Raw genomic sequence first — 15,582 nt, forward strand, 5'->3', positions numbered from 1 at the left:
TGGCGGGGCGAGCGATCGGATCAACCGGATGGGAGGATCGCACGTGGAAAGGCGTCGGTTCCTGGAAACGGCCTTGGGGACGCTCGTAGCTGCCGGGTTCCTGCCGTCCGGGGTGTCCTCGGCGGTCGCGGCGGAACAGGGCGGGGATAACGCGAACGGCCAGCCGTTCGACCGCGCGCGCCTGGAGGACATGGCCCGCAAGCTGGCGGAGAGTAGCTACGATCCCGTGCCCGAGATTCCGGAGTCGCAGCTGCCGGAGATGAAGCGGCGCACTTACAAGGCGATCGGCTACCGTCCGGACCGCGCGCTGTGGGCCGACCGCGCGCGAGCCTTCCGTGCGCGGTTCTTTCATCCCGGCCTGTACTACCGCCAGCCCGTCAGCCTGTACGAGGTTGTTGACGGTACCGCCCGGCCGATTCCGTTCGACAAGGCGGACTACAGCTATCCCAACGACGAGCTGAAACAGCAGGTGGGCGAGAACATCGGCCACGCCGGCGTACACCTCTTCCACCACCTGAATTGGCAACGGGACGTGGTGTCGTTCCTCGGCGCGACCTACTTCCGGGCGGTCGGGCAGACGATGCAGTACGGCATCTCCGCCCGGGGCATCGCGATCGATACGACGGACATCGGCTCCGAGGAGTTTCCGCGCTTCACGGATTTCTGGCTGGAGCGCCCTGGGGAGAACCAGCAGCATGTGCGCGTGCATGCGTTGATGGACGGCGAGAGCGTCACCGGTGCTTACAGCTTCGACATCTGGCCGGGTGCGACGACGGAGGTGAATGTCGACGCGCTGATCTTCCCGCGCCGCGAGCTTTCCCGGGTGGGCATCGCGCCCCTGACTTCGATGTACGCTTACGGCGAGAACGACTACGTCGGCCGGCGAATCTACCGCTCCGAAGCGCATGACAGCGACGGCGTGCAGGTTCACCGCGGCAATGGCGAATGGATCTGGCGGCCGCTGACAAATCCGCACGATCCGCGGGTGAGCAGCTTTGTGGATGAAAACCCGCGTGGTTTCGGTCTGTGCCAGCGGGACCGCGCGTTCGACCACTATCAGGATCCGGGCGCCAACTACGAAGACCGCCCGAACCTGTGGATCGAGCCCGGCGAGGCATGGGGCAAGGGCGCGGTCGAACTCGTCGAACTGCCGACCAGTCAGGAGACGCTGGATAACATCATCGCCTACTGGAAGCCGGACAGCCCGCTGAAGCCTGGCGAAGGCCACCGCTTCACCTATCGCCAGCGCTGGGGCTCCAGGCCGCCGGTGCCCGGTCCCAGCGGCGCGCGCGTGGTGGCAACGCGGCTTGGCCGCGGTGGGAAGCCCGGTGGACGTAACAGCGGCACCAAGTTCGTGATCGACTTCGCCGGTGGCGATCTGCCGATGCTCGCGCCTGACCGTCACCCGACGGCGGTGGTCAAGACCTCGCGCGGCGAGACCTACAATCAGCACGTCTTCCGGATCGAGAAAACGGGCAACTGGCGTGTTGAATTCGACATGAAGGCCGATGGCGACGAGGACGTCGACCTGCGCTGTTTCCTGAGCCTGGATGGCGCGGCCTTGAGCGAAACCTGGCTGTACCGGTGGAACCCGGTGCGCTGGGATGAGTCGCGCTCCTGATTCCCTCTCGTCAGGAGCGTGATGGCGGGGTCAATGGGCGATCAACGCCCGAGACCGGATCCTCCCTGTGGAAGCCTCCCAGGCCCGCGGTCCTGCCAATCGGGCCGCGGGACAGGCATCCAACTCGAAGCCCCGTGGGCCGGTCGCGACCCACGGGGCTTTTTTTGCGCAGGCGCCGGCCGCGCCTTACAGCAGGAAGTCGTCGGCGAACATCGTCGTGGTGTTCGGCAGTGCGACCTGTAGCTCGGCAAGGCCATCGCCGGTGACGTCGCCCTGCAGCTCACCGTGGGCGAAGCGCAGTTCGCCGGCGGTGCCGCTGAAGGTGTCGGTGCCGACGAAGGTGAAGGCCTGGTTGCCCTCGGCGTGGGCATCGGCGTCGATCCGGGCGAGGTCGATCCAGTCGCCTTCGGAGCGTAGGAACTCCGCGATCGTGTCCGTCTCGCCCAGGTCCCATTGGGTGAACTCGAACTCGTCCGCGCCGGAGCCGCCGTACATCGTGTCGTGGCCGCCGCCGCCCATCAGGATGTCGTCGCCGCCGCCGCCGTCCATTTCGTCGTCGCCCGCGCCGCCGTAGAGGCGGTCGCCGCCACCGCGCCCGTACAGTGAATCGCCACCGTCCTCGCCGCGCAGCACGTTATCGACATCGTTGCCGATCAGGACATTGCGCGTCTCGGTGCCGTTGGCGGTCTGTGCGGTGCCCTGCAATTGCAGCTGCTCGACATGGTCGTCGAGGGTGTAGCTGATCCAGCTGTCGACCTTGTCCCAGCCGCCATCCTCGACCTCCTGGATGTCGTGCGAGTCGTCGACCAGGCGGTAGGTGTCATCGCCGTCCGTGCCCGTGAAGGTCAGGCCGCGCACGCCGTCGATCGCCCGAACCACGGCATCCGTGTCGCTGATGCCGTCCAGCACGATCGCGAGGTCTTCGGTTCCGTTGCCGTCCAGGTCGCCCGACAGGCGGTCGTCTTCGAAGCGTAGTTCGCCGGCCGCCCCTGAAAAACCGTTGCCGGCGATCCAGGTGAAGCCCTGGCCACCGTCTTCGGTCGCATCCGCATCAAGGTCGAGCACGAGGAGGTCCTCGTACAGGTTGAAGTCGGTGATCGTGTCCGGGTTGTCGGCCGTGCTGTCGCTGGAGGCGGTCAGTACGAAGCGGTCGCTGCCCCCGCCCCCGGTCAGCAGGTCGCCGCCGCCCAGACCGATCAGGGTATTATCTCCTGAGTTGCCCAGAATCATGTCGTCCAGATCCCGGCCGGTTGCGCGGAGGTCGGCTCTACCCTGAAGGTCGACCCGTTCGACCGAAGCTGGCTGCTGCAAGTCGACATAGCTGCGCAGCGTATCGAAACCGCCGCGCGCGTCGACACGCACATTCGCGGCATCGACATCCAGGACATCCGCGCCGTCCGTGCCGATCAGCAGATGCTCCGCCACGCCAAGGAAGGTTTTCGTTCCCGGCGCGAAGGTCGCATGGCCATTCAGATCGATAGCGATGTCTGCGGCACCGTCACCATCGAGATCGCCTTCGACGACGCCGTCGGCCATGCGCAGCTGGCCTGCCTGGCCCGTGAACGCCGTGCCGGCGATGTAGGTGAAGTCCTGCGCGCCGGTGGTCCTGGTGTCGGCGTCGATGCCGGACAGGTCGAGGCGGTCGCCTTCGCTGACCGTGAAGTCATAGATCAGGTCGGGCGCGTCGACCGGGCTGTCTGCTGTCGCGGCGACGACGAAGGTATCCGCCCCGTCATGGCCTTTCAGCGTGTCGCGGCCGCCGCCGCCTTCCAGCCTGTCGGCGCCGCCGCCGCCATAAAGTGTGTCGTTGCCCCGGCCGCCCGACAGGTCGTCGTCGCCGTTGTAGCCGTAGACCTGATCGTCGCCTGCCAGGGCGTGGATCACGTTGTCGTGCTCGTTCCCGCGCAGCACGTTGCGGCTGTTGTTGGCCGTCAGATCCTGGTCCCCCGCGCGGGTCAGGGTGACGGACTCCAGGTGCCGGTTCAGCGTCCAACTGACCGATAGGTCGACATGGTCCCAGCCGCCGCCGGCCTGCTCCAAGATCAGGGTGTCGACGTCATCGACCGTGTAGCTGTCGCTGCTGTCGGTGCCGAAGCGCACGTCCAGCGTGTCGGCGTCGACGACGAGGTAGGGGAGGGTGGTCGAATCGCCGTTGGCGAACACGATCTTTTCGATGCCGTACAGCGTATCCAGCCCGTCCGGTCCGAACGCGAGGGTCCGGCCGTCGTCGTACTGAATGAACACCGTGTCCTCGCGGCTGCCCGAATAGTGCGCGATGTCCCAGCTGTCGCCGCCCTTGAGCAGATCGTCGCCCGCGCCGCCTGTGAGCTCGTCGCCGTGGGCCTGGCCTTCCAATATGTCGTCGCCCGCGCCGCCCAGCAGCGTGTCCTGGCCGGTGCCGCCGCGCAGCCGGTCGCTGCCCCGGCCGCCCGCCAGGAGGTCGGCATCGAAGCCGCCCTTGAGCAGGTCGTCCCCGTCGCCGCCATCGAGCACGTCGGCTGCATCGCCGCCTTCAAGCGTATCGTCGTCGTTACCGCCGAGCAGCCGATCGGCCCCACGTCCGCCGATCAGGACGTCGTCGCCGCTGCGGCCATCGATATAGGCTCCGATGTCGCTCGCCTGCACGACGTCGTCACGCACGCTGCCCTCGACCCAGTCGAACATCACCTTGTTGGTCGAGATGTCGGTCGGTGCGCCCCAGCTCGCGCCCTCGGTATTGTAATAGACCACCGGGGAGAGACCGTCGGTCGCCGCATTGCGGTCGGAGCTGTGAACCAGGACGGTGTTGTCGTGGTCGCGTCCCCCATGGAAGTTGATGTCGCGGTTGGTGGCCTCGACCTCGATCTGGTTGCCGACGTTGGAATACCAGGAGCCGAATACCACGGCGTGGCGCATGTCGGTGCTGTCGATGCCGGTGAAGGTGCTGTCGTAGACGCCTTGCAGGTGCACGCCGTAGCCGTTGCCGCCGCTACCCTTGTTGTGGGTTCCATCCGACATGAGGCCGTTGGCCGCGACGTCGGCGCTGTAGAGGAACGTGAACGCGCTGCTGGCTGCGTCGCTTACTGCGATATCATTTACCGTCGCGCCGACCGCGTGGGCGATGTGCACCGCGCTGTCGCGGGTATAGGCCCCGAGCGTGTTCTCGAACGTGCCGCCATCGGGGGTGCCGAGGTTGTAGGCCATCGAGAAGCCGGACAGCGTCACGTCTTGGATCGGGTCAAATTTCTCGACCGTGGTCTCGTCTTCTGGAAAGTCGAAATGGAGGCCGTTTTCAAGGGTCACGCCTGTATCGGTGACCTCTTTCACCTGGACCATGCTGGTGCGCAGCGGCTTGTCCTCGCGCCATGCGGTATCACCGATGCTGTCGAGATAAGCCTCGGTGTTCTCCGCCTCGATCCACAGCCAGTCCCCAGCGGCGAGTTCTGGACCTTTGCCGAGCTGCAGGCTCGTGTCGCCTGCCTGAGCGCTGGCCTGGAGCTGGACATCCTGCCACGGCCATTCCCCGGCTACCGAGATGACATCGCCCGTCCAACCCGAGCTGTGATCCACCTCGAACACCGTTTCGCCCGCGCCCGCGCCGACCAGCGAAATGCCGTCGGTATGGATCGAAAGCGGGTGATCCAGGGTGTAATTGCCGGCTTGCAGATAGATCGTGCCGCCTTCTGGGGCGCTATCGATCGCGGCTTGCAGATCGTGGCTGTCGGCGCCGCTTGCGAGCGTGATGTGCCCGTCGGACCAGTCGTATGTCGTCATGGTAACCTCGGCCAGAGATCGGTGACGTTTGAGCAGGTTTCCTGCTTTCGCCTCCGGATCTATAAGGCCGAATTCTTAAAAAACGGGAATCACTGAGAAGTATGTTCGGGTTCTGTCGTCTTTTTCTCAAATTTAAGGAGTGAAACTGGAAATATGTTATCCATATTATCTTGTAACAGTTTTTTGTTATTTTCTGTGGGTGCGTGCATGCGCACCAATACCAATACAGCCCATCGACCGGCGGTGGCCGGCGGGGAGTCACATCACGTCAGGTTTGAAAGATATGCTCCGCCCCTGGCAAAGGGGCCGCCTGCCTTGCGTGGCTACCCTATAACCAGCTGTCTACGAGCGAACGAATCCGCGGTGGCAGCTCGTCGTTGTCGTGCTCGCGTCCAAACGTCTTCAGCCGATCGTTGATTTGCTTCAACTCAGCGATCCGCTTCTGCAAGGCCGTGTCCTGCTCGATGAGCGCCGTGACCTCCTCCAGGCGTGCCGGATCGAGTTCGCCGTCAACAAAGGCGTTGAGCTCTTCTTCGCTCACAGCTGGCATGTCGGCCTTGTACTTCGATGCGTTTACGTCCCGCCGTCGAGTCATTGTGTCGCAAGCCTCTAGTTGGCGCCGGCTTCAAGCCGGGCGCGACTCATACTCACGTGTGCCGAGGGTGTAACATCCCCGGCGATGATGTAAACGAACGGACACGGCAACCAACGTGTGCCCATCAGCTCAGACCAAGCCCGTGGTCGCGGCAAGCGCAACGAGCCCGGCATAGAGGCCGAAGACGCACACCACGCCGGTGGCGAACACGCGTTGTGACCAGCTGCGGCGCACGGCGGCGACCGCGCCTGTAACGAGGGCCGGCATGCCGTAGATCAAAGCCAGGATCATCCCGCCTTCGATCAGCAGCCGCTCGATCCAGAAGGCGACGATCTGCTCCGTACCGCCCAGGTTGCCGATCCGACCCATATCCTCGGAGTCGCCGGCGTTCGCGTAGGCCAGGGTGACCACACCGACCATCACGCCGAGGATGATCGCGAGGTTCCACCAACCGAGCTTTCTCACCAAAACCGTCTCTCCCCAGGGTTTTTCGTGTCCCGTATCAGGGGTCCAGGCAGCCGGCACGGACGTTCTCGCGCCATCGATCATGGGCTGCTGGTCCTTGGCTGTCAGTCATACGACCTTCACAGTCTGCCCGGTATTCCACGACAACTTAACCTAGGTAATTCTTCGCGCGAGCGCTGTGGTCTCATAGCCTGGTTTGCGTAAAAGAAAGACTAATACGAACGATTTGGCACAGTTAAACTGTGTCGGTTCTGGTTAACAACGGGTCGGAAATGCGCGTATAGCGCGTTGGTGGCGCAGACATGTGTGTGACGCTGGAATAATGTTCTATTATGTCCAGTCAACACTAAACGCCCTGTGTATACTTTAAGAAATCTGTCCGAGGAAGACACGTGCATCGATAGAAGTAGGGTGCACAAGCTTATATGATATGATTGGCTGTTAGAGGATTTGCCGGTAACATCGTCACAAGTTGTCACACCGAGGCATCACGGCAATGACATGGAATGTGTCAGGCTGTCTATAAGTATGACACGCTGCCAATATTTGGTTGGATGCGCTGCAATAACTACATTCATGGGTGCCTTGATGCAGATCAAGCAGCATGCACACGAGCCATTTAAGGAGGCACCACATGCCAGGCGTCCAGGACGAGGTCGAGGCGCACCTCAAGTCGCTTAGACGGTATGCCTGTGCGCTGGTGGGCAACACGGCCGATGCCGACGATCTGGTACAGGAGGCTGTGAAGCGCGCGATTTATTACTGCTCGGACGGTCGGGAGATCAAGGACGTTCGGGCGTACCTTTTCACCATTCTTCACAATGTGCGAACCGACCAGGCCCTCAAGTCGAAGCGAGCAGGGACCCAGGTGACGATCGATGACGAGGGGCCTCAACTCCCCTCCGCCGCATCCCAGGAGTCCACCGTGGAGTGCCGGCAACTCGGCCAGGCTCTGCGCCAGCTGCCGGAAAGCCAGCGTCAGGTGGTTCTCCTCGTGGGCATGGAAGGCATGGCCTACCGCGAGGCCGCGGAAGCGCTCGGCCTGCCGATCGGCACCGTGATGTCCCGGCTTAACCGCGGTCGGCAACGCCTGCGTGAACTCATGTCAACTGATCGCCGCCCGGGTTCCGGACGCACCTGAACCCGAGGCGCTGCCAACAAAGGACTAGCCATGTTCGAGACCCATCGTCGCACGGGGCGTCGCGTCCCAACGCTTGCCTGCGCCCTCCTGGCCCCAGCTCTGGTGCTGGCCGGCTGTGCCGGTTCGGAAAAGACCTTGCCGGGACAATCCGGCATTTACGCCAAGACGCGTGGGGAGGAGAGCCGGCTGATTCGCTTGGGGGCTGCCGGCCATGCGGCCCAGTGGTCGTCCGCCAACAACCTGCCAGGCAATGTTCGTCTGCTTGTGGCGAACCGCGGCATGGGCTCGGACCCCTCGCTGTTCGACGATTACGTGACCCTAACCCGCGCCGGCTGGGTGCGCAGCGAAATCCAATCCGACGGATCGGTGCAGCCAACCATGGGGCAGCAGTATGCGGTACCGGAGTTGGCCGAATATCGGGTGCCCATTTCCTTGTCCTACGTCGGCCGCGAGAATGGCTTGGATATCGTTCGGGTCACGCCTAAAACCCCGCTCGAGCCAGGACTTTACAGCATCGAGGCTGATCCGGCGGCCAGCCAGTCCGTCAGCGGACGCTTCGGCGTCCAGGCCGGGCAACTGGATCGCCGGCGCTATGCCCGGAACCACTGTCTGGACCGGTACGCTGGCGCGCAGACTGAGTATCGCGCGTGTGACGCTGGCGCGTCCACGCGATCCGGGGACCCGTCGATGTCGAACGATGCGCGGGATACGCAAGCCGCTGCCGTGGGTGAGGTCGAGCAGCAGCGCCTGCAGGGCCCCGAGACGACCGATGGTCGTACCGGGCGCGCAGGCGAAGACGCCGGCGGGCAGAACGCGGGCGCCCAGAACCGGTCCGTGAACGCCCAAAGTGATGGCGCAGGTCCGGAGAATGCCGACCCGCAGTCGGTCGAGAACATGATGCCAGGTCTGCATATCGTCGACATGAGCGTCGACCGCGCCCAGCGGGAGCAGGGCGACGTGCTGCTGATTCGCGGCGAGGTGGTCAACGCGGATGATGAAAGGCACGAGTTGCCCGGCTTGAAGGGCCAGATCGTCGACCCCCGCGGCACGGTGCTGCAGCGTTGGACCTTCCTCGCCAACGCCCGCGCGTTGGCGCCGGGAGAGCGGACCGGCTTCACCACCGTGCGCGACGCGACCGAGGAAGGCGGCAAGCGCGTCGAGATTCGCTTCCAGATCGAGGACTAGGCTGGCAAGCGAGCATGTACGCAGTTCGCGCGTGCGCCTGCGGCTTTCTGTGTAGGGCAGGCCGTAGCAGCCCATTCTTGGTGTGATGGGGGCAGCTAAGATGCTCAGCAGCAGAAGCGGGAACGGCCTGCATGGGGCTGTCCTGCCTGCTGCTCGACCGGCCCCCATGGACACGATCGGGTCGGTTTGAGCCGGTGTTGGCATCCCCCCGACCCGATCAAATCGGTTCAGCGGACTGGCCAGGCGCTTACGCTTACACCTCAGATTTATTGGACAGGTATTCGCGCGCCAGGCGCTTGCCGTCCTCGACGGCCGGCTGGGTGAACGGATCAACCTCCAGCAGGTCGGCCGCGATCACGGTCTCCAGCATGAAGTGCATGAACAGCCCGCCCAGGGTCATCTCGTCCAACTGTGCGACGTCGATCGTGCGCACCGGGCGGTCGCTCCGCTGCAGTGTCTCGACCGTGGCGCGCGCTTCGGCGGCCAGTAGCGCGCCCATGCGGGTGTTGGCCAGGTAGTCGATTTCCGGGTCGTCCAGGATCGTGGCCGGCGCGGCCGGACCCGGGCTTTCACCAGTGACGCGGAGGATCGTGAACAGCTTGTCGGGACGTCCGTCGAGGTAGAGCTGCAGCTGGCTGTGCTGGTCCACCGCACCCAGAGCGTCGATCGGTGTGGTACCGGTGCCGTTCTTACCCAGGCTTTCCGCCCACAGCTGCCGGAACCAACGGGTGAACGAGCCGAGCCGGTCGCTGTAGGCCATCAGCACGGATTGCGAGACACCCAGGTCGTGCATGGCGCCGACCTGCAGGGCCGCACCCTGGGCTGGGGCGCTCAGTTCCGGCTGTTCGGCGCTCATGGTTTCGCTCAGCATCTCGGCCGCGCCGGCGCGCAGTTCGCGCACATTCATGCCGAGCAGACGCGCGGGCAGCATGCCGACATTGGAGAGCACGGCGAAGCGACCGCCGATGTCTTCGTCGTGGGGCAAGGTCGCCAGGCCGTAGCGCCTCGCCAGACGGGTGAGCGGGCTGTCCTTCGGCTCGGTGATGACGGTGATCCGCTCCTTCATCGCCCCGGGGCTGAGGTGCAGTTCGAGGTTCGCCATTACGATCCCGAGTTGCATCAGCGTTTCCGCCGTGCTGCCGGATTTGGAGATCGCAATCACACCGGTCTTGGCCAGATCGATCCGGGTGCACAGGGCCTTGAAGGTCGCTGGATCGACGTTTTCCATGAAATGCAGGCGCGGGGCGCCGGCCGGCGGTCCGAAGCCTTGATCGACCAGGGCGGCGGTGGCTTTGCCGCCCAGCGAAGAACCGCCGAGGCCCAGGATGAGCACGTCGTCGAAGCTGGCCTGATAGCGCTCGGCGATGGAATCGATCGAGTCCAGGTCATGGGTCGTCTTCGCCGCTTCCAGGCAGCGCAAACGTGGGTTCCCCAAGTCCTGTGCCATTGCTTCGACGGCACGGCCCGCGCGTGCGGCCAGGTCTTCATGGGTCTTGTTGGTGATGCGGCCGCTTTGGTTTTGGGCGATCGCGCCGGACAGGTCTTGATTGAGCGAGTTGGCCATCTCGGGTCGAACCTCGGGTTGGCTGGGAGTGATACGACTCACCCGTAAAACAGGGCGCCCTGCACGGGGCGCCCTGTTGAAAACGGCGTGAGGGGAAATGGTGTGGCTAGCGGTTAGCGGCTGACTGCGAGATGCGGCGGGCTTGCCATGACCAGGAGCGTCCGAAGCTGTCTTGCCCCGTGCCCTCGATCCGGTCACGGGCCACCAGCTTGCCGGTGCGCGTGCTCCGGCTCCGTGTGCCGGAATCGAAGCTTAGACGGACCTTTCGGCCATCGCGTTGCCATGACCAGTTGCCAACTGGCGCCTCGACGCGACCGTCCGGTCCGAGGGTGATGATGATTGACTGGCTCGGGCCGCCGCTGAGGCGCCAGCGCGTTCCGGTCAAGTCGATTTCGGACAGCTGCGGCGTGGCCTGCTTATCCGTATCGGCCTGCCGTTGGTCCGACTGTTGAGCCGGCGCGTTATTCCCAGGAGCAGCGACGTTGTCGTTATCTGCCTTGGCATCCGGAGTGGTGTCTGTGGGGGTGGACCGGGGCGATGTCTGGGGATCGGCTGTGGCCTGGCCGCTCTCAGGAGTCTGATTGGTTGGCGCCGGCGAGGTCGTGTTCGTTGCGGTGGGGGAGTCGTCAGGCGTGGCGTGTGCGATGGGCCGGTCGACGGTCGTCTCGACGGCATTGTCGGAGAGGCGCAGCTTGGTCGGGGCCGTATCGGCCTTACGGTCGTGTGTGCGCGCCCCATCTTGGTTGTCGGAGTTGTCAGCGGCCTGCGTGGCGTTGGGTCCGGTGTTTTTGTCGGACTGGGGCGCTGACTTGACCGCGGCCAGCAGGCTGGCGCTTGGCTCGCCGGTCGGTTTCAGATCGCGATCCCGCTGGAAGGCCCGGATGCCCGCGCGCGTCTTCGGGCCAAAGGTGCCGTCGATCGGCCCGGCATCATAGCCAAGGACTGTCAGGCGGCGCTGGATAGTTTGGACCCTCGACGTCTCATAGCTCACGTTCTGTGGGGACGCTTCGGGGCTGGTAGTCTGGTCCTTCGATGGCGGGTCGGTTGGTGCCGCGCAGGCCGCGAGGACCAGCATTCCGGCCGCCGGGATGAGATGTCTTGCTTCCATCATAGTCAGACGTGCGCTCTTAGCCATGAGGCGCCCCCTAGCTGTCGTTGTTGTCAGGCAGGCGATCCGCGGACCACTGCCAGCGTTCGCCAAACGTGTCCTGACCCCAGCCGGTCATGTGCCGCGGGCCGCGGAGCTTGCCGATCAGGCGTGAATTCAGACGGCTGCCGCTGTCGTAATGGATCACCACACGGCCATCCTGACGCTCCCAACGCCAACTTCCGGCGGGAGCCTGGATCGTGCCGCCGCGTCGAAATTCGAGAACGATGTTCTCACCTTGCGGGTGGTGTAGCCGCCAGCGTGTGCCGGGCAGTGCGATCTCGGTATCGCCGGTCTGTTGGTCATCGCCCTGAGCGGTCTCTGTCTGACGGTTTTGGCCGTCTTGTTGATCCGCTTCAGCTTCTTCCCGAGCGGTATCCTCCGCGCGCTTGCGCTGCAGGGCCTTGGCAAGGCGCTGGCGCACGTCCTGGTCGGGCATGCCGATAACCGGCATGTCGTGATCCCGTTCGAACGCCATGATTGCCTTGCGGGTGGTCTGACCGTACTGACCATCCACCGGGCCCGCGTCGTAGCCAAGGGCGTCCAGGTGCTTCTGGATTTGCCTTACCTCGGCGCGCGTTGCGGCGACGTCGTCCGTGCCCGCTGCGGCGGGCGGTACAGGAGAAACCGCGCCCACGCCCCAGGTTACGAGACCCAGGGCAAGCACGGCCCCGAGCAAGGCATGGGCTCGCTTGGCTTTGGACTGTCCGGCTGGCCGTTTCATACCCAATCAATCGCCAGATGCCGCTTTCTATTCCGCGCGCGCCGGGCTTGGCGGCGCATAGCAGCTGCGTCTCTGATGGGTGGGAATAAATCGGCAAGATCGCGGGTCGATCTCGTTAGCGGACGCCCCGGAACCTTTGGATCCCCCCTCTAGATTCCTGAAGGACGCTCTGGGGCGCTCCGCCCAGGTCCGGCTTCTCCCCCCTGAGCCGGGCCGTGTTGCTCGGGACCGGCATGAAGCACCCTCGGCATGCCGGCCCCGATGGATGCCTTGTGGCGACCGCCCCGCAGTTCCGTCTCGCGAGAGCTGCGGGGCGTTTCCGTTCCAGCCCGCGCGTTGGGCCTCAAACGGACCGGCCGAGAGTTAACCTTCAATGACGGAACGGAATAACGCAGTCGCCGCCGCGTCCATGCGGTCGGATAGCAAGATCAAATCATTCGATTGACTAAAACGCAGCATCCTCGGAAAGGAGTTCCTGCGATGAGTGAACGCGTTCGTACGGCCGTCATCCCGGCCGCCGGTCTTGGCACGCGGTGCCTGCCCGCCAGCAAGGCGGTGCCGAAGGAGATGATGACCGTGGTGGACAAGCCGGTCATCCAATACGCCGTCGAAGAGGCCTTCGAGGCCGGTATTGAGCGCGTGGTGCTGGTCACCGGTCGCGGCAAGACCGCGATGGAGGATCATTTCGACATCGACGAGTCGCTCGACCAGACCCTGAATGACAAAAGTAAAACGACGGAACTCAACGCGGTCCGCAATACCGAGCTGGACAGCGGCCGTCTGATCGCCGTGCGGCAGAACGAGGCGAAGGGCTTGGGCCACGCCGTCTGGTGCGCCCGCCATGTGGTCGGGGACCAGCCGTTCGCGGTGATCCTGCCGGATGATCTGGTGCTCGCCGAGCGGGGCTGTTTGGGTCAGATGCTGGACGTCCACGATCAGGTCGGCGGCAATCTCGTCGCCGTGCAGGACGTCCCGCGTGAGATGACCAAGAAGTACGGCGTGCTCGACGTCATCAGTGAAGACGGGAAGCTGGCGCGTGCCAACGGCTTGGTGGAGAAGCCGGAGCCGGACGTGGCGCCGTCCACGCTTGCGGTGATCGGCCGCTACGTCCTGCAGCCCGAAGTGATGAAGGCGCTCGACGATCAGGGTCCCGGCGCGGGCGGCGAGATTCAGTTGACCGACGCACTGGCCCGCCTGCTGGGCACGCAGCCGTTCCATGGCTTCCGGTTTGACGGCACGCGCTACGACTGTGGCGATAAAAGCGGCTTCGTCGAGGCAAACGTGGCGTTCGCCCTGCAGCGCGCTGATCTGGGGCTGGCCGAAAGGCTGCACGCGCTCACGAGCCCCAACGCCCGGCAGGCCGCCTAGTCGAGCCGGCTGGTTCACCCCCGAAACCCGACATTCTTTCCTGTCGTCGCCGTGGCCAACAGTCGGCCGCGGCGACGCGAACGCACGCGTGGAGTACCATGTCGCCTCGTGAGGTGATGGCCACCCTGGACGAACGCTTCGTGCCGACCGTCGCCGGCTTCTGGGCCAGGTTCGCGGCTACGGGCCTGCTCGTCTACGTGGCCGCGATGCTGGTCTTGTTCCTGCCGACATCGGTTTTCCTGCCGGCTTCCGGTACGTTCATTCTATCGATCGGCATCATCGGGATTTGGCGCTATTCCTGGTGGGCGGTCCAGGCCGTGCGCGCGCTGTATTATCGGCGCGTGCGCTTCCCGCAATACCGCGCCGACGCGGAATCGATCGCCGACAACAAGGTCGATCACGTCTACGCGCTCGTCACCTCGTATCAGATCGAGCCGGAGGTGACCTGGCCGGTCTACACCTCGCTTTTGACCGAGATGAAGCGCTATGGCGTGCCGGCCACGGTGATCGCGGCGATCAGCCACGAGTCCGACCGCGATGTCCTGATGCGCGTGGTCGAGGACGTTGGGCTGCCGGATCACATCGAACTGGTCACGATGTACCAGGACGGCACCGGCAAGCGCCCGGCGATGGCCGAAGCGCTGCGCGCGATCTCCCGGCGGATGCCGAGCGAGAACTCGGTGTGCATCTTCATGGACGGCGATTGCCGGCTGAACGGCGGCACACTCGAGAAGGCGCTACCGTTCTTCAAGTCGATGCCGGATGTGGGCGGCGTAACGGTCGACAACCGGGGCATCACCACGGGCGGTCCCTGGACCAAGGAGTGGTACGACGTCCGCTTCGCCCAGCGCCACCTGGTGATGAGTTCGCTGTCGCTGTCGCGCAAGCTGCTGGTGCTGACCGGCCGCTTCTCGGTCATCCGGGCGCGGTTGGCCACGGACAAGACGTTTATCGAGCAGCTTGAGCACGATTCTATCTATCACTGGCGTTTCGGCCGCTTCCAGTTCTTGAGCGGCGACGACAAGTCGACCTGGTTCTGGCTGCTGAAGAACGGCTGGAACATGCTCTATGTGCCCGACGCCCGCGTTGATGGCTTCGAGGAGCTTCCCGGCAAATGGCTGCCGACCTCGGCGGCGTCGCTGATGAAGCGCTGGTTCGGCAACATGATGCGCACCAACGGCCGCGCCATCGCGCTTGGCCCCGGCCGGGTCGGCGGGTTCGCCTGGTGGGCGCTGATCGACCAGCGGATCACGATGTGGACCGCCCTTGTCGGACCGCTCGTCGCGGTCGTGCTGTCGATCATGTACGACGTGCGCATCCTGGCGGCCTATATCCTCTGGGTCTTGGGCACGCGGCTGATCCTGACTGCCGTTCTGGGGGCGCAGCGCGGCCGCTTCTCTCCGCATTGGCCGTTTCTGCTGCTGTTCAACCAGATCCTGGGCGCGATCATGAAGAACTATGTCGCGTTCCGGATGAACCGGCAGAAGTGGACGCGCCAGGAAATCTCCGCCGGCGAGCCGGAAAACACCACAAAGCGCAAGCTGCAGCGTGCGGGCTCCAACCTGGTGCACGCCACCGCTGTGCTGGCCTTTCTGGTGGGCATCTTCTTCTACACCGGCTTCTTCACCGTGCCCGAGCGCACGACCGTGCGCGAAGCGACGGCCTCTCCCCTGGCCGCGACCAACGACACGATGTGGGTGCGCAACATCCTCGACGATCTGCCGAGCGGGCGCACGCTCGATCTGCCGGAGGGCCGCTATGCGCTGAACGGTGGCCTGACGTCCCAACGGCCCGACCGGGCGATCCGCGGTGCCGGCGTGAAGCAGACGACCCTCACCCTATTACCGGATGGCGATGCCTCCACCGCCACCGATTGGAAGCGCGTGCGCTGCACGGGGGAGCAGCCGTCCCAGGCCTGCCGAACGGGTGGGCCGGTTCCGGTCCGCCTGCGCCACCTGACGCTGCGCGTACCGCGTGACTGACGCCCCGCCGCGCATTTCAAAGAATTTTCACTGCCAC

The 15,582-nt window shown here is 64.6% G+C and carries 11 protein-coding genes; 5 read left to right on the forward strand and 6 right to left on the reverse strand.

Features of this window, described 5'->3' with window-relative positions; genetic code table 11:
- Nucleotides 1–43 precede the first annotated feature (43 nt).
- On the forward strand, nt 44–1,621 hold the full coding sequence (locus RHOSA_RS0106840; RefSeq protein ID WP_027288095.1) for an OpgD/OpgG family glucan biosynthesis protein: 1,578 nt from the start codon (nt 44–46) through the stop codon (nt 1,619–1,621).
- Nucleotides 1,622–1,807: 186 nt separating this feature from the next.
- Here the strand turns inward: RHOSA_RS0106840 and RHOSA_RS24065 are convergent, their stop codons facing one another.
- The 3 genes from RHOSA_RS24065 to RHOSA_RS0106855 form a co-directional block, all read right to left on the reverse strand.
- Entirely contained in the window at nt 1,808–5,374 is a 3,567-nt protein-coding gene (locus RHOSA_RS24065) for a calcium-binding protein (RefSeq protein ID WP_051431893.1), read from the reverse strand.
- Nucleotides 5,375–5,702: 328 nt separating this feature from the next.
- The gene (locus tag RHOSA_RS0106850) at nt 5,703–5,915 is read right to left on the reverse strand and encodes an anti-sigma factor family protein (protein WP_156092594.1); all 213 of its coding nucleotides are present in this window, start codon (nt 5,913–5,915) and stop codon (nt 5,703–5,705) included.
- Between the two features lie 183 nt (nt 5,916–6,098).
- Nucleotides 6,099–6,434, reverse strand: a complete 336-nt coding sequence (locus RHOSA_RS0106855; protein ID WP_156092596.1) for a hypothetical protein — start codon at nt 6,432–6,434, stop codon at nt 6,099–6,101.
- A gap of 634 nt (nt 6,435–7,068) precedes the next feature.
- On the opposite strand from RHOSA_RS0106855, the gene RHOSA_RS0106860 reads away from it, so the two are divergent.
- Both RHOSA_RS0106860 and RHOSA_RS0106865 read left to right on the forward strand, forming a co-directional pair.
- Nucleotides 7,069–7,575, forward strand: a complete 507-nt coding sequence (locus RHOSA_RS0106860) for an RNA polymerase sigma factor (protein WP_027288098.1) — start codon at nt 7,069–7,071, stop codon at nt 7,573–7,575.
- Between the two features lie 30 nt (nt 7,576–7,605).
- Entirely contained in the window at nt 7,606–8,760 is a 1,155-nt protein-coding gene (locus RHOSA_RS0106865) for a hypothetical protein (RefSeq protein ID WP_027288099.1), read from the forward strand.
- Nucleotides 8,761–9,013: 253 nt separating this feature from the next.
- Here the strand turns inward: RHOSA_RS0106865 and RHOSA_RS20975 are convergent, their stop codons facing one another.
- The 3 genes from RHOSA_RS20975 to RHOSA_RS24075 all read right to left on the reverse strand — a co-directional run bounded on the left by RHOSA_RS20975 (nt 9,014) and on the right by RHOSA_RS24075 (nt 12,195).
- The gene (locus tag RHOSA_RS20975; RefSeq protein ID WP_037255840.1) at nt 9,014–10,324 is read right to left on the reverse strand and encodes a phosphoglucose isomerase-related protein; all 1,311 of its coding nucleotides are present in this window, start codon (nt 10,322–10,324) and stop codon (nt 9,014–9,016) included.
- A gap of 106 nt (nt 10,325–10,430) precedes the next feature.
- A complete protein-coding gene (locus tag RHOSA_RS24070) occupies nt 10,431–11,399 on the reverse strand; it encodes a peptidoglycan-binding domain-containing protein (protein WP_027288100.1) in 969 nt (322 codons plus the stop codon).
- A gap of 70 nt (nt 11,400–11,469) precedes the next feature.
- Nucleotides 11,470–12,195, reverse strand: a complete 726-nt coding sequence (locus RHOSA_RS24075) for a peptidoglycan-binding domain-containing protein (protein WP_081728544.1) — start codon at nt 12,193–12,195, stop codon at nt 11,470–11,472.
- Nucleotides 12,196–12,675: 480 nt separating this feature from the next.
- Between RHOSA_RS24075 and galU the strand changes: the two genes are divergently transcribed.
- Together galU and RHOSA_RS20995 are read left to right on the forward strand one after the other, a co-directional pair.
- Complete coding sequence (galU, locus tag RHOSA_RS20990; protein ID WP_037255842.1) at nt 12,676–13,563, forward strand: UTP--glucose-1-phosphate uridylyltransferase GalU; 888 nt, start codon at nt 12,676–12,678, stop codon at nt 13,561–13,563.
- A 98-nt stretch (nt 13,564–13,661) separates the two neighbouring features.
- Nucleotides 13,662–15,545, forward strand: a complete 1,884-nt coding sequence (locus tag RHOSA_RS20995) for a glycosyltransferase (protein WP_156092598.1) — start codon at nt 13,662–13,664, stop codon at nt 15,543–15,545.
- Nucleotides 15,546–15,582 lie beyond the last annotated feature (37 nt).

It is taken from the genome of Rhodovibrio salinarum DSM 9154 (genome assembly GCF_000515255.1).
In the GTDB taxonomy this organism is placed as follows: domain Bacteria; phylum Pseudomonadota; class Alphaproteobacteria; order Kiloniellales; family Rhodovibrionaceae; genus Rhodovibrio; species Rhodovibrio salinarum.